This window comes from Martelella endophytica, from assembly GCF_000960975.1.
Classification (GTDB): domain Bacteria; phylum Pseudomonadota; class Alphaproteobacteria; order Rhizobiales; family Rhizobiaceae; genus Martelella; species Martelella endophytica.
The window spans coordinates 790740-808201 of record NZ_CP010803.1; the positions used below are offsets into that span (position 1 = coordinate 790740).

At 64.1% G+C, this 17462-nt stretch carries 18 protein-coding genes; 11 read left to right on the plus strand and 7 right to left on the minus strand.

Annotated features, from left to right (window positions below; genetic code table 11):
* From TM49_RS03640 to TM49_RS03680, 9 genes are all read left to right on the plus strand, one after another.
* Entirely contained in the window at window positions 1-810 is an 810-nt protein-coding gene (locus TM49_RS03640; protein WP_045679575.1) for an ABC transporter permease, read from the plus strand.
* The gene (locus TM49_RS03645; RefSeq protein ID WP_045679576.1) at window positions 800-1915 is read left to right on the plus strand and encodes an ABC transporter ATP-binding protein; all 1116 of its coding nucleotides are present in this window, start codon (window positions 800-802) and stop codon (window positions 1913-1915) included. The genes TM49_RS03640 and TM49_RS03645 overlap by 11 nt, the downstream gene beginning before the upstream one ends.
* Window positions 1912-2913: an NAD(P)H-quinone oxidoreductase gene (locus TM49_RS03650; protein ID WP_045679577.1), complete on the plus strand. Its 1002-nt coding sequence runs from the start codon at window positions 1912-1914 to the stop codon at window positions 2911-2913. The genes TM49_RS03645 and TM49_RS03650 overlap by 4 nt, the downstream gene beginning before the upstream one ends.
* A gap of 5 nt (window positions 2914-2918) precedes the next feature.
* Window positions 2919-3524, plus strand: coding sequence for a glutathione S-transferase (locus TM49_RS03655; protein ID WP_425283283.1), 606 nt, complete (start codon window positions 2919-2921; stop codon window positions 3522-3524).
* A gap of 26 nt (window positions 3525-3550) precedes the next feature.
* Window positions 3551-3967, plus strand: coding sequence for a RidA family protein (locus tag TM49_RS03660; RefSeq protein ID WP_045679578.1), 417 nt, complete (start codon window positions 3551-3553; stop codon window positions 3965-3967).
* Window positions 3968-4017: 50 nt separating this feature from the next.
* A complete protein-coding gene (locus tag TM49_RS03665) occupies window positions 4018-4695 on the plus strand; it encodes a DUF1028 domain-containing protein (RefSeq protein ID WP_045679579.1) in 678 nt (225 codons plus the stop codon).
* Window positions 4696-4768: 73 nt separating this feature from the next.
* On the plus strand, window positions 4769-5713 hold the full coding sequence (locus TM49_RS03670; protein WP_045679580.1) for a LysR family transcriptional regulator: 945 nt from the start codon (window positions 4769-4771) through the stop codon (window positions 5711-5713).
* Complete coding sequence (gene argE / locus TM49_RS03675) at window positions 5710-6897, plus strand: acetylornithine deacetylase (protein ID WP_045679581.1); 1188 nt, start codon at window positions 5710-5712, stop codon at window positions 6895-6897. Before TM49_RS03670 ends, argE begins: the two co-directional genes overlap by 4 nt.
* Window positions 6898-6962: 65 nt before the next feature.
* Window positions 6963-8090: an alpha-hydroxy acid oxidase gene (locus TM49_RS03680; RefSeq protein ID WP_045679582.1), complete on the plus strand. Its 1128-nt coding sequence runs from the start codon at window positions 6963-6965 to the stop codon at window positions 8088-8090.
* A gap of 154 nt (window positions 8091-8244) precedes the next feature.
* On the opposite strand, the gene pldH is transcribed toward TM49_RS03680, so the two are convergent.
* From pldH to TM49_RS03715, 7 genes are all read right to left on the minus strand, one after another.
* Complete coding sequence (pldH, locus tag TM49_RS03685) at window positions 8245-8988, minus strand: pyridoxal 4-dehydrogenase, SDR-type (protein WP_045679583.1); 744 nt, start codon at window positions 8986-8988, stop codon at window positions 8245-8247.
* A 33-nt stretch (window positions 8989-9021) separates the two neighbouring features.
* Window positions 9022-10206 (minus strand): pyridoxamine--pyruvate transaminase, encoded by a 1185-nt coding sequence (ppaT, locus tag TM49_RS03690; RefSeq protein WP_045679584.1) that lies wholly within the window; start codon window positions 10204-10206, stop codon window positions 9022-9024.
* Between the two features lie 10 nt (window positions 10207-10216).
* Window positions 10217-11023: a 4-pyridoxolactonase gene (pldA, locus tag TM49_RS03695; protein ID WP_045679585.1), complete on the minus strand. Its 807-nt coding sequence runs from the start codon at window positions 11021-11023 to the stop codon at window positions 10217-10219.
* A gap of 61 nt (window positions 11024-11084) precedes the next feature.
* On the minus strand, window positions 11085-12020 hold the full coding sequence (locus tag TM49_RS03700; protein ID WP_045679586.1) for a putative B6 ABC transporter permease subunit 1: 936 nt from the start codon (window positions 12018-12020) through the stop codon (window positions 11085-11087).
* 1 nt (window position 12021) lies between these two features.
* Window positions 12022-13131 carry a putative B6 ABC transporter permease subunit 2 gene (locus TM49_RS03705; RefSeq protein WP_244464788.1) on the minus strand — a complete coding sequence of 370 codons (1110 nt, stop codon included), beginning with the start codon at window positions 13129-13131 and terminating at the stop codon, window positions 12022-12024.
* Window positions 13128-14717 (minus strand): putative B6 ABC transporter ATP-binding protein, encoded by a 1590-nt coding sequence (locus TM49_RS03710; RefSeq protein WP_244464789.1) that lies wholly within the window; start codon window positions 14715-14717, stop codon window positions 13128-13130. Before TM49_RS03710 ends, TM49_RS03705 begins: the two co-directional genes overlap by 4 nt.
* Before the next feature lie 20 nt (window positions 14718-14737).
* Complete coding sequence (locus TM49_RS03715) at window positions 14738-15754, minus strand: putative B6 ABC transporter substrate-binding protein (protein WP_244464790.1); 1017 nt, start codon at window positions 15752-15754, stop codon at window positions 14738-14740.
* Window position 15755: 1 nt separating this feature from the next.
* On the opposite strand from TM49_RS03715, the gene TM49_RS03720 reads away from it, so the two are divergent.
* Window positions 15756-16250, plus strand: a complete 495-nt coding sequence (locus tag TM49_RS03720) for a hypothetical protein (RefSeq protein ID WP_045679589.1) — start codon at window positions 15756-15758, stop codon at window positions 16248-16250.
* Window positions 16251-16737: 487 nt separating this feature from the next.
* Window positions 16738-17409 carry a GntR family transcriptional regulator gene (locus tag TM49_RS03725; RefSeq protein WP_045679590.1) on the plus strand — a complete coding sequence of 224 codons (672 nt, stop codon included), beginning with the start codon at window positions 16738-16740 and terminating at the stop codon, window positions 17407-17409.
* Window positions 17410-17462 lie beyond the last annotated feature (53 nt).

Here is a 17462-nt window from a genome sequence, read left to right on the forward strand (position 1 = left end):
ATGCGCAAGACCTTGATGGACCATGTCCTGGACTGGAGCGGCCGGCTTGTGCTGACGCTGATCCTTATTTTCGTGATGCTGCCCTTCATCGTCGTGGCCATCGCCTCGTTCAATGACAGTGCCATCCTGACGTTCCCGCCCAAATCCTGGTCGCTGCACTGGTATGCCAATGCGCTGAGCTATCGCGATTTCGGCGAAGGCCTCGTGAACTCGCTGAAGATCGCCGGCCTTGCCGCCGTGATCGCCATTTTTGCCGGATCGGGCTTTGCCTATGTGATCGACCGCTATGAATTCTCCCTGAAGAGCTTTCTCAACGGCGTGCTGATGTCGCCGCTGATCATTCCGAACTTCACCATCGGTCTCGGCCTGCTGATCCTGTCGGCGGCCGCCTCCCTGCCGCGCTCGCTCTGGCTGGTGGTGACGGTCCATGTCATCATCGTCATGCCCTTCGTCGTGCGCTCGGTTTACGTTTCCCTGCGCAACTTCGAGCGACGCTATGAGCAGGCCGCCGAAAGCCTTGGCGCGACGCCGGTGCATGTCCTCCTGACGATCACGCTACCGCTTCTGGTGCCGGGCCTCATCTCGGGCGCGCTGTTTGCGGCGATCCTGTCATTCAACGAATTCACCGCCTCGCTGTTCGTGGTCAACCAGTCGACCCAGACCCTGCCGGTGGCCATGTACAACTATGTCCGTGAATATGCAGATCCGACGCTGGCCGCGATCTCCGTCATCTATGTGGCGGTGGTGGCCGTGACGCTCATGGTCGTGCACAAGATCTTCCGCCTCGAAAAGGTGCTCAATGTCGAATGATAAAACCCCCGTGCTGCAAGGCGATCATCCTGCCGTGCAGATTGACGGCGTATCGAAGTCCTTCTCCGGAACCACTGCGCTCGAGCCCGTCTGGCTGAAGATCCGGCGCGGCGAATTCCTGACCCTGCTCGGCCCTTCGGGCTGCGGAAAGACGACGCTGCTCAACCTGATTGCAGGCTTCCTGGAATCCGACAATGGCGAGCTTTTCATCGATCGCGAACTGGTGACACAGGTGCCGCCGCACCAGCGCGAAATCGGCATCGTTTTCCAGAATTACGCGCTCTTCCCGCATATGAGCGTGGCGCAGAATGTGGCCTACGGCCTGCGCACCCGCCGGGTTTCCAAGGCCGAGATAGAGACACGCGTGCGCGAAGCCCTGGCGCTGGTCAAGCTCGAGGACTTTGCCGATCGCCGCCCGCGCCAGCTTTCCGGCGGCCAGCAGCAGCGGGTGGCCCTTGCCCGCGCACTGGTGATCCGTCCGCGCGTGCTGTTGCTCGATGAGCCCTTTTCGGCGCTGGACCGGAACCTGCGTACCGCCATGCAGGTGGAACTGCGCGAGATCCAGACACGGCTTGGCCTGACGACGGTGTTCGTCACCCATGATCAGGGCGAGGCGCTCAGCATGTCGGACAGGATCGCGGTGATGTCGCGCGGGCGAATCCGCCAGATCGGCAGCCCGTCGGAGATCTACGACACGCCCGACAATCACTTCGCTTCCACCTTTGTGGGCGATGCCAACCTGTTCCATGCCACCTTGCGTGAGGTGTCGGGCCAGGAACTCAGCCTCGAGGTGGACGGCACCGCACTGCCGCTGACCGCCTATCAGGAGAGCCTGCCTGCCCCAGGCCCGGTCACGCTCTTTACCCGCCCCGAGCATTGCAGCCTGACGGAAACCGGAACCCCCGGCAGTATCCACGCGACCGTGGCGCTCTCCGTCTATCAAGGGAGCTACGCCGAGCTGCATCTCGATTGCCCCGTCGCCGTTGGCGGCCGGATCATGCTGCGCGTTCCCTCCGCAGAAGCCCTGCCTGCCGGCACCGCAGTCGGGATCACGCTGCCAGATCGCGGCCCCGCCATTTTCGCACCCGAGGAAGCCGCAGCATGAGTGACACGATGAAAGCCGTCATTGCCACCGCCACCGGCGGCCCGGACGTTCTGACGCTGGTGGATCGACCCGTTCCAGCCCCGGCGGCGGGAGACGTGCTGATCCGCGTTGGCGCCGCCGGTGTGAACCGCCCCGATGTCATGCAGCGCAGCGGCGCCCTGCCCGCACCCGCCGGTGTCTCCGACATTTTCGGGTTGGAGATTTGCGGCGTGGTCGAGGCGCTGGGCGATGGCGTTGATCCCGCCTTGCGCGGCACGACGGTCATGGCGCTCACCAAGGCCGGCGGCTATGCGGGAGCCGTCACCGCCCGCGCCGACCATTGCCTGCCCTTGCCCGAAGGGCTTGATATTGCCGAGGGCGCCGTTCTGCCCGAAGGGCTGTTCACCATCTGGCATAACCTCTTCGAACGCGGCGCGCTGAAGCCTGGCGAACGCCTGCTGATCGAAGGCGGCGCAAGCGGCATCGGCACGCTGGCGCTGCAACTGGCCCAGGCCTGGGGCGCGAGCGTGATCGTCACGGCCGGTGGCCCCGAAAAATGCGCACGTCTGGAAAAGATGGGCGTTGCCGCCATCGACTACCGCAGCGCGGATGTGACCGCGGAAGTCCTGCGGTTGACCGATGGCGCCGGCGTCGATGTCGTGCTTGATATTCTCGGCGGCGACGCGATCAACCGCCACCTTGCCTGCATGGCCTATGGCGGCCGTCATGTCGGCCTTTCCTTCATGTCCGGCATGATGGCCCCGGTCGATCTCGGCCTCCTGATGCGCAAGGGTCTGTGGCTGACCTCATCGACCCTGCGTCCGCGCTCCGACGCCGAAAAGACCGCCATGGCCGAAGGCGTTCGTCGCGATCTTCTGCCGCTGATCGGCCCGGAAAAAGTGCGGCCCGTCCTGTCGCGCCGCTTCCCGCTGGCCAAGGCGAGTGAGGCACATGCGCTGATGGAGAGCGGTGAGAATTTCGGCAAGATCGTTCTCGAACTGGACGGAAAGGTCGCCTGATGATCCTGACACTTTACTGGGGCTCTGCCTCACCCTTCGTCCGCAAGGTCATGGTCACGGCCCATGAACTGGGCCTTGCCGACAGGATCGAAATCCTCGACAGCGCCGCCCATCCCGTCGAGCGCGATGCGCGGATCCAGGCCTTCAACCCGCTGGCCAAGGTTCCCGCAGCCCGCACCGCAGACGGCATGGATCTCTATGACAGCCGGGTGATCTGCGAATATCTCGATGACCTGGCATCCGGCGGGCTTTTCCCCGCTCCCGGCCCTGCCCGCTGGACGGCGCTGCGCCGCCAGGCGCTGGCCGACGGTCTTCTCGATGCCGCACTTCTGGTGCGTTACGAACGCCTTGCCCGCCCCGAGCCGCAGCGCTGGCCGCTCTGGATCGACAAGCAGCTTGAAAAAGTATCAGATGCGCTTGATGCGATGGCCGCCGATCTGCCCGCTGCGGACTGCCACGACATCGGCGCGATTTCGATTGCCTGCGCGCTCGGCTGGCTCAGCTTCCGCTTCCCCGAAATCGACTGGCGAGAGGGCCGCGCGGAACTTGCGCAATGGCATGCCGGTTTTGAAACCCGTCCCGCCATGCAGGCCACGCGCCCTGCCGCCTGACACCATCCTTCAGAAAGACCCCGAACATGGCTCATTACCGTCACCGCCCTTTCAACACCAAGGAAACCTATCCCGAGCAGAACCTCGACAACGACCTCGCCCAGGCCGTCGTTGCCGAAGGTGGCAAGACGATCTTTCTGCGTGGCCAGTGCCCGCAGGATCTCGACACCGCGATCAACATCACCTCCAGCGATCCGGTCGAGCAGACCCACAAGGTGATGAGCAATATCCGCCAGCTCGTCGAGGAATGTGGCGGCGACATGGGTCATGTGACCAAGCTGGTCGTCTACCTCACCGATGTGCGCCATCGCGAGGCCGTCTATCGCACCATGGGTGAATATATCCGCGGCGTGCACCCCGTCTGCACCGGCCTTGTCGTCGTGGCGCTGGCCCGTCCCGAATGGCTGGTGGAAATCGACGCCACGGCCGTGATCCCCGAATAGACGGGGCAAAACGAGCATCCAGAAGCAGGGCCAGGCCCGCAGGAGACAGCATGACCTTTTCGATTATCGGCCACTGCCCGGAAACCGGCATGTTCGGCATGGCGATCTCTTCCTCCTCGCCGGCCGTCGCCGCCCGTTGCGCCTTTGCCCGCGCGGGCGTCGGCGTCGTCTCGACGCAGAATGTCACCGACCCCCGGCTCGGGCCCCATGCGCTTGACCTGATGGCGCGCGGCGCAAGTGCCGCCGAGGCGGTGGCGATCCTCGCCCGCAGCGGCGGCAAGCATATGGCCTGGCGGCAGGTTCTCGCGCTTGGCCGCTCCGGCGAAAGCTCGATCCATTCGGGAACCAATGTTCTCGGCATGTGGTCCGAGGCGCAAGGGCGCGACACGGCGGCCGCGGGCAATCTTCTCGCCGATGCCGGCGTTCCCGAGGTGATGGTGCAGCATTTCCAGTCGAGCACGGGTCATCTCGGCGCGCGTCTTGTCGGCGCGCTCCGCGCCGGACTTGATGCCGGCGGCGAGGCCGGTCCGGTCCATTCCGCGGGCCTGCTTGTCGTCGACAAGGAAAGCTGGCCGCTGGCCGAACTGCGCATCGACTGGACGGAAGACTGCCCGATCGCAGCCCTTGAGGCCGCATGGGAGGTCTATGCGCCGCAGATGCAGGATTATGTGACCCGTGCCCTCAACCCCGAGGCCGCGCCCTCATACGGCGTCCCCGGCGACGAGTGACTGGCTTTTTCCGGGACGAGTGGCTAGCGTTTCCTGTGGTTTCCCGCAGCGATCATGAAAGGCCAGAAAGACCATGCCCCTCAGGTTCACGCTTCGTCAGCTGGAATATTTCATCGCCGTGGGCGAGGCCGGCAGCATCGCGCTGGCCTCGGAAAAGGTGAATGTGACCGCGCCCTCCATGTCCTCTGCCATCGCGCAGCTGGAAGCGGGCTTCGGCGTGCAGCTCTTCACCCGACGTCATGCGCAGGGCTCGGTGCTGACACCGACCGGCGAGCGCTTTATCGAACAGGCCCGCGCCATCCTTGCCGAGGCGGAAAAGCTCAACGATATGGCCAATGTCTATACCGACAGTGTTCGCGGCTCGCTGAGGGTCGGCTGCATGCGAACCTTCGTGCAGCTCCTCGTGCCGCAGCTGCGGCGCAGTTTCGAGGACAAGTACAAGACCGTGGATTTCACGCAGGTTGAGCTCGATCAGGCGCAGATCTTCGACGCGCTGGGTGCTGCCCGCATCGACGTGGCGCTGACCTATGATCTCTCGCTGCCAAGCGACATCGAGTTCCAGCCGCTGGTCGCGCTTCCCCCTTACGTGATGGTCGATCCGGATCATCCGCTTGCCGGCCGGGACCGGGTCTCCCCCGCCGATCTGGTGGACCACGATATGGTCCTGCTCGATCTGCCGCATAGTTCGAGCTATTTCCTGTCGCTTTTCCGGGCGCTGGGACGGCGGCCCCACATTGCCGAACGCACCGCTGAAGTGACGGTGCAACGCGGTCTCGTCGCCAATGGTTTCGGCTTTGCCATTTCCAATATGCGCACGGTCAGCCAGTTCTCGATGGACGGCAAACCGCTGAAATTCATCCCGCTCGAGAGCGATTTGCCGCCTCTGCAGCTTGGCATCGCCATGTCGCGCGCTGCCCATGTTTCCCGCACGATCCAGGCCTTCATCGACCATTGCCATGAAATGGTGGATGCCGGCGGCCTGCCTGGACTTGTCACCGACCGGATACCCCCCGCATGACGTCTGATCTTCCGTCCGTCCCCGAAATCCTTGCCCGCCTGGTCTCGTTTCCGACCGTTTCGCGGCAGTCAAATCTTGCACTGCTGGACTATGTCGAAGGGCTTCTGGCGCCGGCCGGCGTGCGGCTGGAGCGTTTTGTCAGCGAGGATGGCACCCGCGCCAATCTGCTCGCCCGGCTCGGGCCCGAGGGGCCCGGCGGCATCATGCTTTCGGGGCATTGCGATGTGGTTCCGACCGAAGGCCAGGCCTGGCAGAGCGATCCTTTCATGCTCCGCCAGGATGACGGGTGCTATTACGGGCGCGGCACTGCCGATATGAAAGGCTTTCTGGCTGTCGCGATCCGGGCGATGCTGAAGGCTGCCGGTGCGCCGCTGTCCCTGCCGCTGCAGCTCGCGATCTCCTATGACGAGGAAATCGGCTGCATGGGCGTGCGCGGCATGCTCGATGCGCTGGGAACGCGCGAGGACCGGCCGGCGCTGTGCCTGATCGGCGAACCGACGGGCATGCGCATCGCCACCGGCCACAAGGGCAAACGCGCGCTCAGGGCCTGTTGCCACGGTCAGGAGGGCCATTCGGCGCTCGCCCCGGAAGCGCTGAACGCGCTCCATCTCGGCGCCGACTTCCTGATCCGGCTGCAGGCGCGTCAGGAGGAGTTGCGGCTGCGGGGCGCTCAGGACCCGGATTACGACATCCCCTATTCGACGATCCATGTCGGCGTCATGCAGGGCGGCACCGCGCTCAATATCGTGCCGAACCATTGCGAACTCGATTTCGAGATCCGCAATGTCGCCGGCGACGATCCGGATGAAATCCTTGCCGGTATTCGCACCGATGCTGAGGCCACCGCGGCCCCGCATCGCAACCGCTTCCCGCATGCCCGCGTCGAGGTGGAGGAAATCTCCGGCTATCCGGGGCTCGATACATCGGCAGGCGCGGCCGTGGCGCTTCTCAAGGAGATCCTCGGGCGGGCTGACCCCACGATCAAGGTCGCCTTCGGCACTGAGGCCGGGCTCTTCTCCGACACGCTGGGCGTCACCAGCCTCGTCTGTGGCCCCGGCCACATGGCCCAGGGCCACAAGCCGGATGAATATGTCAGCGAAGAACAGCTTTTAGAATGTGCCGCCTTTCTTGATGCCCTGACCGCGCTTCTGGTGAAGGGCGACGCGCCCGCGCTTTGCGCCTGAGGCGCAGTTAAAACTCCAACGCCTTGGCTCCCTGAAAATGCCGCACCGAGACTGAAAGGAACCTCATGTCCCGTCCCCTGATCTCGGTTGAGGATCTGCGCCGTCGCGCCAAAGCCCGCATGCCGCGTTTTGCCTTCGACTACATCGATGGCGGCGCGGGCCGGGAGATGGCCCTGCAGCGCAGCGAGGCGGCTTTCCGGGAAACCTGCCTGACCCCGCGTGTGCTGGTTAATTCCGTCACGCCCGCCGATCTTGGCACGCGGTTTCTCGGGCGCGACTGGGCGCTGCCGTTCGGGATTGCGCCGATGGGGCTGCCGGGTCTCGCCTGGCCCGGCGCCGACCTGATGATGGCCCGTGCGGCCGAAGCGGCGGGCGCGCCGATGGTGGCGGCAACGCCGGGCACCGCGCGGCTGGAGGCGGTGCGCCACGCCGCGCCGACCGTCTCGATGTTTCAGCTCTATGTCGGCGCCTCTCCCGAGATCACCGAGGACCTGATCGCCCGTGCCGAGCGCGCGGGTTACGACACGTTGATCGTCACGGCCGACGTCCCGCGCCCCGGCAAGCGCCTCAGGGATCTTCGCAACGGCTTTTCGCTGCCGCTCAGGCCCGGCCCGCGCATGCTCGCCGAACTCGCGCGCTGCCCGGCCTGGAGCCTGGCCACCGCACGACATGGCTCTCCTTCACTGATCAATCTCGCCGACTACGCAGAACCGGGCGCAAGTGCCAGCGGTCTTGCGGCGCTGATGGCGCGCCAGAGTTCCGGGCGGCTGGACTGGCAGGTCTTTGCTGAAATCCGCAAGCGCTGGTCCGGCAAACTGGTGCTGAAGGGCGTGATGGCGGCCGAAGATGCATTGAGAGCGCACGAGGCCGGCGCCGATGCGGTCTGGATTTCCAGCCATGGCGGGCGCCAGCTCGACGCAGCGCCGGCGACGCTGACGGCATTGCGGCAGATCCGTGCAGCCCTCCCGTCCGATATTCCGCTCGCCATGGATGGCGGTGTGCGCAACGGCGAGGATATTCTGAAAGCGCTGGAAGCCGGCGCCGATTTCGTCTTCATCGGCCGCCCTTTCCTCTATGCTATCGGCGCCATGCGCGCTGCAGGGCCCGCCGCGCTTTTCGAGATGTTTGCAGCCGAACTCGAAGCTGCCATGGCCTTGACCGGTCGCCGTTCCCTCGCCCTCACCGGCGCGTAGCGGCAGCCGCCGGCAAGCGGCTTGTAAAGGTTCCGGCGAAGACCGGACTGCCGGCAGATTGCCGCAGCACCGGCACCGGTCTTCGCCCCGATTGGCCCTAGCGCATCCAATAAGTTCGAGCGTCCTTTGTGCATCCGAATGGATGTACGACGTCCTAGAGACGTATCATGCCGGCGTCGACGTTGACGCACTGGCCGGTCATCCAGCCTGCGTCGTCGGAGACGAGGAAGGCCACGACCTTGGCGATATCGGTGGGCTGGCCCTTGCCGGGCATGGCCTGCAGCATTTCCACGAAACCGAAGCTCTCGGCATGCGGGCTCGCCTTGACGCCGTCGGATTCGATCAGGCCCGGCGTGACCGCGTTGACGCGGATGCCGTATTTGCCGACTTCGGTTGCGAGCGCGCGGGTGAAACCGATCACGCCGCCCTTGGCCGCCACATAGGCCGACATGTTTGGCGTACCGGCGTAAAAGGAGTTCGATGCCATGTTGAGCACCGTGCCCTTGCGGCCGGCGGCGCGCATCATGTCGGTCGCCTTGCGGCTGGCGATGAAGACGCTTGTCAGATTGGTGTCGATGATCTTCTGCCAGTGGGCCATGTCCACATCGTCCCATGCGATATAGGGAACGATGGAGGCGTTGTTGACGAGGATGTCGATCGCGCCGTTTTCAGCGGCGTCTTCCAGCATCGTCTCGACCTCATCCACCTTGGTGGAATCGCAGGTGACGCCGACTGCGCCGTGGCCGATTTCGGCGGCGGCGGCCTTTGCGCCTTCGCCGTTGATATCGGAGATCACGACCTTTGCGCCGGCTTCGGCCAGCGCCCTGGCGATGGCCTTGCCAATGCCCTGCGCTGCGCCGGTGACAACGGCCTTGCGGCCTTCAAGACTGGTACTCATTCCCTCTTCCTTTCTTTTCTCGCCGTTCCCGGCCTATTCGTCGATTGCTGCGTCCCAGGCGGCCTGTGCCGCGGCAAGTCCCGCAGCCACATCCACGCTCGCGCCCGCTGCCTTCAGCGCACCGCCCAGGGCGGCGACGGCCAGCAGCGCGTAGGCCGGTTGAGCGGTCGGACCCATATGGCCGATGCGGATCAGCTTGCCGAGCGTTTCCGCCCGGCCGGCGGACATGGAGACGCCGTAACGCGCGCGGGCTTCCGCCAGCACCCGACCGGCATCAATGCCGTCGGGCATCTTCACCGCGGTCGCCGTCGGCGACGCGATGTCTTCCGATGCCGGCCAGAGCTCGATCCCCATAGCCTTGATGCCTTCGCGGCAGACTTTCGCGGTCACCGCATGGCGCTGCCAGACGGCTTCAGGGCCTTCCTCCAGATAGCGGTCAAGCGCGGCGCTCAGGCCGTTGAGTTCGGCCACCGACGGGGTGAAGGGGAAGGGCTCGGTCTTCTTCCAGGCGTTCTTCCAGTCGGTGAAGCTCAGCATGGAGGCAAAGGGAGCGTCCGGATTGGCCTCGATCTTGGCCCATGCCGCTTCGGATACGGTAACCAGCGACAGCGCCGGCGGGCAGCCGAGGCACTTGTTCGGGCCGGTGACGTAGATTGCCGCCTGGCTGGAGGTCGGGCTCGTGGGCATGCCGCCCCAGGAGGAAACCGCATCGACAAGCAGCAGCCCGCCGGCCTCGGCGACAACGGCGCCAATCGCGTCGATATCGTTCAGCGTGCCCGACGGCGTGTCGTGGTGGCAGACGCAGACGATCTTGATTTCCGGATGTTTCTGGAGGAAGGCGCGGACCTCTTCAGGATCGATCGCGGTGTTGTAGGGCACCTCGATTTCCTCGACCTTTTTGGCATAGCGCGCGGCCCAATAGCCAAAACCCTTGCCATAGACGCCGGAGGCGAGGTTCAGGACCACGTCGTCCTTGGCGATCAGCGAGGCGGCGGCCCCTTCCAGCGCCAGTACCGGCTCGCCCTGCAGGATCAGCGGCGGTAAGTCGCAGCCGAGCGCTTCCTGCGCCTTCAGGGTCAGATCCTCGAAGAAGGCCTGGAAGGCCGGGTCGTAGTCATAGAGCACCGTGGTGCCGAGCGCGCGCAGCACTTCCGGATAGGCATCCACGGGGCCGGCCGTCAGCGTGAAGACCGGGGGTTTGGTTTCAGGATATTTCATCTGCCCCTCCTCAGCCGTAGAAATTGACGCCGGTCTTGTAGTCCTTGAAGCTCTCCGGATCGTGGCTGAACAGGACCTCGGCGTCCTTCGCCTTCTCGATCTCCTTCAGGCGGCGCATCGAGTTCACGCCGGCCACGGGATCGATGTGGAAACCGGCATTGATGTCCTGCTCGTAGTTCTTGCGGGTATAGGCGGCATCAAGCGTGAGAAGCAGCGGACGGCGGGTGTCGAATTCCACCAGCAGCGAATAGTGCCCGATCGTATGGCCCGGCGTGTAGATCAGCGTCACGCCCGGCGCGAGTTCGACATCGCCCTCGATCAGTTCGAACCTGGTGTTGGCCGCCGTCTGGCCGGCGCTGAGCTGATCGCTCATGCCGCGCGCTTCCGCCACATCGGTGGAGAAGGCGAGGTCGGAATAGCCGAGCACTTCGAAAGGCTGGCATTTGGCCGCCTGCGGCAACTCGTCCTTGTGGCAGATCTTCTTGGCGTCGGGGAAGAACTTGTTGCCGCCGACATGGTCGAAATGGAAATGCGAGTTGAACAGGACGTCGATGTCCTTTGGCTCCAGCCCCAGAAGCTTCAGCGCGCCGGGTATCGTCTGGTCCTTGGTCTGCTGCGGCTTTTCGAACGGCAGCACCTTCTGCACGTGGTCGAAATCATAGCCGGTATCGATCAGGAACTTGCCCTTTGGATGATCAACGAGCACGGAATAGACGGGAAAGCGAACCTCGCCACCCGGACCCTTGTTCCACCAGATATGGAAACCGTCGAGCACCAGCGAACCGCCATCGAGCAGGAATACCTTGGTGTCAGCCATGTCACTTCTCCTATAGGTTTTTCAGGGTCTCTCCCGGACCCGCAATGGGTGGATGACGCCCTTAGCGGGCGCCGCGTTCGTAGGCAGCGCCGAGTGCTGCAGGCAGTTTCGCCCGGCGGCCGAAAAGCACGAGGACCAACATCACCGCCGCAAAGGGCAGCATCTGGATGACATCTGTCGGAATGGTCGAGCCCGCGACCTGAAGCGCGGTTGCCAGCGACAGCGCCGCGCCGAAGATCAGCGAGCCGGTCAGGACCCACAGCGGCCTGCCCCGCGCCAGCATGGCAAGCACGATGCCGATGAAACCCGCACCGCCGGTCATGAAGGGCAGGAACAGCCCCGCCCCGATATTGGCGAGGTAAGCGCCGCCGAGCCCCGCCATGGCACCGGTGAACATAACCGCGAAGACGCGCACGCCGAGCACGTTGCCGCCGGCCACATCAAGTGCCGCCGGACGTTCGCCGGCAGCCCGCAAGGTCATGCCGAGATTGGTGCGCCGATAGAGAAACGCCAGCACCACGACAGCCACGAGCGCCAGATACACAATCAGGTGACGCCCGAACAGCGACGGCCCGATCACCGGCAGATCGGTGAGCCCCGGAATGTTGAGACGCTCCGGCGCCGGCAGGCGCGGATAGGTGCGCGAGAACTGGAAGTGGTGAAGCAGCGCGGTCAGGCCCTCCACCCCAAGCGTCAGGCCGATGCCGATCACGATCTGGTTCAGCCCCAGACGCACGCAGAGCACGGCCATGACGATGGCGACCAGCACGCCGCCCAGGATGCCGCCCAGAAAGCCCAGCCACAGGGACTCGGTCTTGAAGGCCACGAGAAAGCCCATATAGGCCCCCATCAGCATCATGCCTTCGATGCCGATATTGAGCACGCCCGCCTTTTCCGACATCTGCTCGCCGAGACCGGCCAGAAGCATCGGGATCGCGGCGACGATCGCGCCTGTGAGAAGCGACGACAGGAACGCCTCGGTTAGCAATCCGCTCATCTCAACGCTCCTTCTTGCGTTTGTGCTGATCGATATATTCGCCGAGCCCGAGGCAGATCAGCAGGCTCGCGACCAGCACGAGGGTGAAGTTCTGCGGCACGCCGAGACGACGCGCGGCGCTCTCGCTGCCGATCATCAGCGCCGAGTAGAAGAAGACCAGCACGATCGCGCCAAAGCCGTTGAAGCGGGCGAGAAACACCAGCGGAATGACCATCAGCCCATATGCGGGGTTCCAGTTGGCCGGCACATTGCCGGCAACACCGAGGATTTCGGATGCGCCCGCAAGCCCGGCCAAGCCGGCCGAAAGCCCGAACGTCGCCATGGTCAGGAGCGGCACCGACAGGCCCGCATGGGTGGCGGCGGCCGGATTAGCCCCCACCATCCGCAGCCGCAGACCGAAGGATGTGCGGGTCATCATCAGATGAACGGCGAGAACCGCGATCAGCCCCCAGATCAGCCCGCTGGAAATCGAGGTGTCGAACAGCCGCGGCAGGCGATCGTCCACCGGAAGCGTGCGGGTCTGCGGCACCGTGGTTGCCGGATCCCTGAAGAGAAGCTTGACCAGCGTCGATGCGAGCAGCACGCCGAGAAACGACATCATCAAGGTGGTGATGATCTCGTTGACGCCCTGATAGGCCTTGAGCAGCGCCGGTATGACCGACCAGAGCGCGCCGACGAGGGCGGCCAGCAGAAAGCCGACGAGCAGCACCGCCCAGCCGGGCAGGATGCCGATCAGAAGCGGAGCGGTGGCTGCGGCGGCAACGGCGCCGAGCAGGAACTGCCCGTCCGTGCCAAGGTTCCAGATTCCCGCCCGGAACGCGACGATCAGGCCGGCAGCGAGAAACAGCAGCGGCGCCATGCGGGTTGCCGTCTGCTCCAGCCCCAATCCCGAAAACAGCGATCGTTCGAGGATATAGCCGTAATAGGTCAGCGGATTGACACCCACCAGCATCAGGATGATTGCCGACAGCAGGAAGGCGGCGATGATCGGACCGACCGTCAATGTCAGGATGCGCTGGAAGGCGCTGCGTTCATTCACCGACCGGGCAGTGCTTGCCGCCTCGGTCTTCTTCTCCGCCGATACGGACTTGATGTCATCTTGCATGGTCATGCCGTCGCCTGTTTCACTTCTTCCTCGCCGGCCATCATCCGGCCGATGCGCAGGCGCAGCGCCTCGCCGCTGCCGTCGTTTTCGACGATGCCGCGGATCCGGCCGCCTTCCATCACCGCGATCCGGTCCGACAGGGCCATCAGCTCGTCGAGGTCGGTGGAGATCAACAGCACTGCCAAGCCGCGCTCGGCGATATCGGCGATGCGTTGGCGCGATGTGTCGATGTTCTGGAGGTCCAGACCGTAGGTCGGCTTGTTGAACACCACGACGCGGGCCTCGCCGGAAAGCTCCCGCCCCAGCAGGACCTTCTGGATATTGCCGCCCGACAATCGCCCGATCGGGGTGGTCTCGCTCGGCGTGCTCACCGAAAACCGGGCGATGAGATTGCGCGCGTGATCTGCGATGCGGTGGGGCCGCTCCAGGCCGTTCACCCAGAAGGGCGGCCTGCCGATATCCTTCAGCACCGTGTTCTCCGAAATCGGAAAGGCGGCGACCGAGCCTTCGGACAGACGGTCGTCCGTCAGGTAGCGGAGCCCCTTGCGGCGGCGCTGTGCGATGGAGGCGCGGGTGATATCCTCGCCTTCAAGTTCGACGCGTCCGGACTTGAGGGGCCGCTGGCCCGCCATGGCCTCGGCGAGCTGCTTCTGGCCATTGCCATCGATCCCGGCCACACCGACGATTTCGCCTGCACGCAGGCTGAGCGAAATGTCCTGAAGACCGATGACATCGGCATCGCCCTCGGTCGAAAGGTTCTCGACCCTGAGAGCGACATTGTCGCGGGCCGTGCTCTTGCGGTGTTCGGTCGACGTGGCGCCGGCCTCGCGGCCGAACATCAGACGGACGATCTCGTCCACCGCCTCGTCCTCGGACATGGATTTCAACTGTTCCGGACCCATTTCGCCGGCAAGCGCACCCTGCTTGAGCACGGAAATGCGGTCGCCATAACGGTAGGCCTCGGCCAGCTTGTGGGTGATGAAGATCACCGCCAGCCCGCTTTTGACCAACTGCTGCATGCGCTCGCCAAGCTCCTGCGCGCCTTGCGGCGTCAGCATGGAGGTCGCCTCGTCGAGGATCAGCACCTTGCTGTCGCGCAAAAGCGCGCGGGCGATCTCGATCTGCTGCTGCTGGCCGAGCGAAAGCTCGCCGGTGATGGCGTCGAGCGGGAGGGAAAGCGCGAATTGCCGCTTCAGTTCCTTCATGCGCGCCGCAATCTGCGCACGGGGCGGACGCTGATACCAGGGCGCGCCGAGCGTCAGGTTTTCCAGAACCGTCAGAGTCGGAACCAGCATGGAATGCTGGAAGACCGTGCTGATGCCAGCATCGAGGCTGGCCGAGGGGCTCGAAAGCCGGGTTTTCTCGCCATGAAGCGACAGGTAACCTTCGTCCGGCGGCTGGAGACCGGAAAGTATTCCTACCAGTGTCGATTTGCCGGCGCCGTTCTCGCCCAGAAGGACATGAACCTCGCCGGGATGAAATGTGAGCGACACGTTGTTGACCGCGATCACGCCAGGAAAGCGCTTGGTTACACCGTGCACGCCGATGACGCCTGCCCCCGTTTCCGGGGACAGGTCTGTCGGGGTTGCCACTGCATTTGCCACGGCAACGCTCACTCAGTCACGGTGACCAGAGCGCGAACATCGCTCGCATCGAACTTCGGCTCGACAGTGATCTCGCCTGCGATGATCTGATCGCGCAGCGCCATCACCTCGGTCCAGGCGGCCTCGTCGACCTGCGGCGTCTTGACGAGCTTGACGGAATCGTCCGCCAGGCTGATCGCGTAACCGTGGGTGCCGAACTGGTCGGCCTTCAGGTCTTCGATCATGGCGGTGTAGACGGGGGTCATGTCCCACAGAACCGAGGTCAGCAGGTGGCCCTTGTCGAGCTCGGACTTGTCGCCGATCACGTCGATGAAGAGCACGTCGGAACCGTCGGTGGCCTTGTTGGATTCAACGGCCTGGATCATGCCGAAGCTCGAGCCATTGCCTTGACCGAAGATGATGTCGGCGCCGGCTGCGATGACCGAGGTGGTCACGCGGTTGCCGCCCGCGGCATCGGAATAGGCTGCCGGGCCGATGACCGAGTAGAGGATCTTGACGTCCGGGTTTTCGGCATGAACGCCCTCGGCAAAGCCTGCCGACTGCGAGTTCCATGAGGGCGGCTCGCCGGAAACGACGATACCGACAGTGCCGGTGGTCGTCATCTTGGCGGCCAGGCGACCGGCAAGATAGGCGCCTTCGTGACCGGAAAGCGTGTAGTCGGCGACAAGGCCTTCGACCAAACCGTTGGGTGTGTCGACGATGGCAACCGGCACGCCGGTTTCCTCGGCGATTTCCGGACCGGCGGTGTTGTAGCCGCTGGCGTGCGCGATCATCAGATCGGCGCCATCGGCCGCCAGTTCACGCATCGGCGCGCGGACATCGCCATAACCCAGGCCTTCGGCGACGATGATCTCGACGCCGGTCGCTTCGGCAGCGGCCTTGGCCGCTTCGACGCCCTGCTGGTTCCAGCCATAGTCACTCCCTTGTTCCGGAGTGAGGATGGCTATGGTATCAACTTCAGCAGCAAAGGCTGCCGGCGCTCCGAGCACCGCGCTAAGCGCAACTGAAACAAGTAGGTTCTTCATCATGCTGTTCCCTGATTGGTTGTCGGTTTCCCGTCACAAGACGGAAGCGATTGGCAGACTTGTTGTTGTTATTGCCCTATCTGCTTGGGCTTTCTCATCCCCGGCTCAGGCCGAGAGCGAAGCTTACGTGCCTTACTCGGGCATTGTTCACGGCACCGACGGCGCCGAGCCCGTGGAGGTCTCAGTGACCAACGAGACCGGGGACTCCCTTGATTGCCGTGCGGCACTGGCCCACTGGTATTCCGACGAGCTGGGCCGGATGGACCCCGGCGGCCGGTTGACCGTGACGCTGTGGCACGATGGTGAGACGGGGGTTCTCAATCTGATGAACGCAACCGACGACCGCATGCCCGTCGAGGCCATCTGGTGCGCCAGCGAAGACAGCCGCGCACGCCTCGACCTGCCGATGAAAACCGGTGAGGAAGCCTCCAAGCTGCATTTTTCCTGCCAGACTGGAGAGAGCGCCGGGCTGAGCTGCGTTTCCACGGACGGCTAGGCCCGATCCCTTCTGAAAAAGCACACTGCGCTTCGGCGTAATCCGGACGCATCCGGCGGAAGCGGCAATGGCATTGGCCGCCGCCCTGCGGAGCGCGCTCAAGCGCGCCTTGAATGCACCGGACATGGCCGACCGATCGCCGGAGTGAAGGGCCGACAGCACAAGCATGTTCAATCTTGCCGTGAAGCCGTGGGAAGCCTTCGGCCACAGATCGCGGCAGGCACCACACAAGCTCGCAACGATCCGCCCCGCGTCGCCACGGCGCATTTTCATATCATCGCTAGAGTCGACTGGCCCCATGTGCCTCAAGCCCTGCCTCGATGTCTGTCGTTGGGGGAAGGATGACACAAAGCAAACACACGTCAAGCAGATTGTCTGTCATTCTCTCATTCTTATGAGTTGACAATAAGCCGGTCACACGGTCAAATTTGCTGACGGTTGCCGATTTCACTTCTGTGCGCGCCGCCGGTTTCACGAGGTTCAAACAATGCCGCCAGAGCTGAATTTACGAGTGCTACCGCGCACGGTGCAGCAGGAGACGGTCGAGAAGCTGCGGCTGGCGATTTTCTCCGGCGTTTTCGAACCGGGGAGCCGCCTGATCGAGAGCCAGTTATGCGTGCAGCTTGGCATCAGCCGTCCGTCTCTTCGCGAAGCACTGCGCAGCCTGGCGGCGGAACGCCTGATCGACATCGTGCCGAACCGTGGGCCTTCGGTGCCCGCCCTGACGTGGGAAGAGGTAACCGCCATCTACGAGGTGCGGCAATTGCTGGAAGTCGAGGCAGCCGGGCGCTGTTCGCAAAGGATTTCCAAGGAACAACTGCTGGCGCTCAAGGACGCGCTTGACGCATTCGAAAAGGCCGCCTCAAGCAATGACAGCCTGGCACGGGTTACCACGGCCGCAGACTTCTACTCCGTCATCCTCGCAAATTGCGGAAATCCGATCCTTGAGGAAATCCACCGGGGTCTGGTGGCCAGGATCAGCCTTTTCCGCTCGCGCTCAATGTCACTGAAAGGGCGCGCCGACAGCAGTCTGGCGGAGATGAAGGAAATTTACGAAGCCATCGTCGCGGGCGACGAGAAAGCCGCCCGCAAGGCTTCCAAAAAGCACATTCTCGAGGCGATGGCAGCAACGAAAAGGTCGATGGACGGCGGGAGCTGAACCGCATCCGGCATAGACCACCGGCCGGTTTTCAGCGCGGACGCGCCTGAAAG

Bases quoted from the DNA above. Each gene is read 5' to 3' on its own strand.
- TM49_RS03715 (WP_244464790.1), bottom strand. From the start codon at position 15,754: ATGAAGAACCTACTTGTTTCAGTTGCGCTTAGCGCGGTGCTCGGAGCG.
- pldA (WP_045679585.1), bottom strand. From the start codon at position 11,023: ATGGCTGACACCAAGGTATTCCTGCTCGATGGCGGTTCGCTGGTGCTC.
- TM49_RS03650 (WP_045679577.1), top strand. From the start codon at position 1,912: ATGAGTGACACGATGAAAGCCGTCATTGCCACCGCCACCGGCGGCCCG.
- TM49_RS03680 (WP_045679582.1), top strand. From the start codon at position 6,963: ATGTCCCGTCCCCTGATCTCGGTTGAGGATCTGCGCCGTCGCGCCAAA.
- TM49_RS03725 (WP_045679590.1), top strand. From the start codon at position 16,738: ATGCCGCCAGAGCTGAATTTACGAGTGCTACCGCGCACGGTGCAGCAG.
- TM49_RS03645 (WP_045679576.1), top strand. From the start codon at position 800: ATGTCGAATGATAAAACCCCCGTGCTGCAAGGCGATCATCCTGCCGTG.
- TM49_RS03670 (WP_045679580.1), top strand. From the start codon at position 4,769: ATGCCCCTCAGGTTCACGCTTCGTCAGCTGGAATATTTCATCGCCGTG.
- ppaT (WP_045679584.1), bottom strand. From the start codon at position 10,206: ATGAAATATCCTGAAACCAAACCCCCGGTCTTCACGCTGACGGCCGGC.
- TM49_RS03660 (WP_045679578.1), top strand. From the start codon at position 3,551: ATGGCTCATTACCGTCACCGCCCTTTCAACACCAAGGAAACCTATCCC.
- TM49_RS03720 (WP_045679589.1), top strand. From the start codon at position 15,756: ATGCTGTTCCCTGATTGGTTGTCGGTTTCCCGTCACAAGACGGAAGCG.
- TM49_RS03700 (WP_045679586.1), bottom strand. From the start codon at position 12,020: ATGAGCGGATTGCTAACCGAGGCGTTCCTGTCGTCGCTTCTCACAGGC.
- pldH (WP_045679583.1), bottom strand. From the start codon at position 8,988: ATGAGTACCAGTCTTGAAGGCCGCAAGGCCGTTGTCACCGGCGCAGCG.
- TM49_RS03640 (WP_045679575.1), top strand. From the start codon at position 1: ATGCGCAAGACCTTGATGGACCATGTCCTGGACTGGAGCGGCCGGCTT.
- TM49_RS03665 (WP_045679579.1), top strand. From the start codon at position 4,018: ATGACCTTTTCGATTATCGGCCACTGCCCGGAAACCGGCATGTTCGGC.
- argE (WP_045679581.1), top strand. From the start codon at position 5,710: ATGACGTCTGATCTTCCGTCCGTCCCCGAAATCCTTGCCCGCCTGGTC.
- TM49_RS03705 (WP_244464788.1), bottom strand. From the start codon at position 13,131: ATGACCATGCAAGATGACATCAAGTCCGTATCGGCGGAGAAGAAGACC.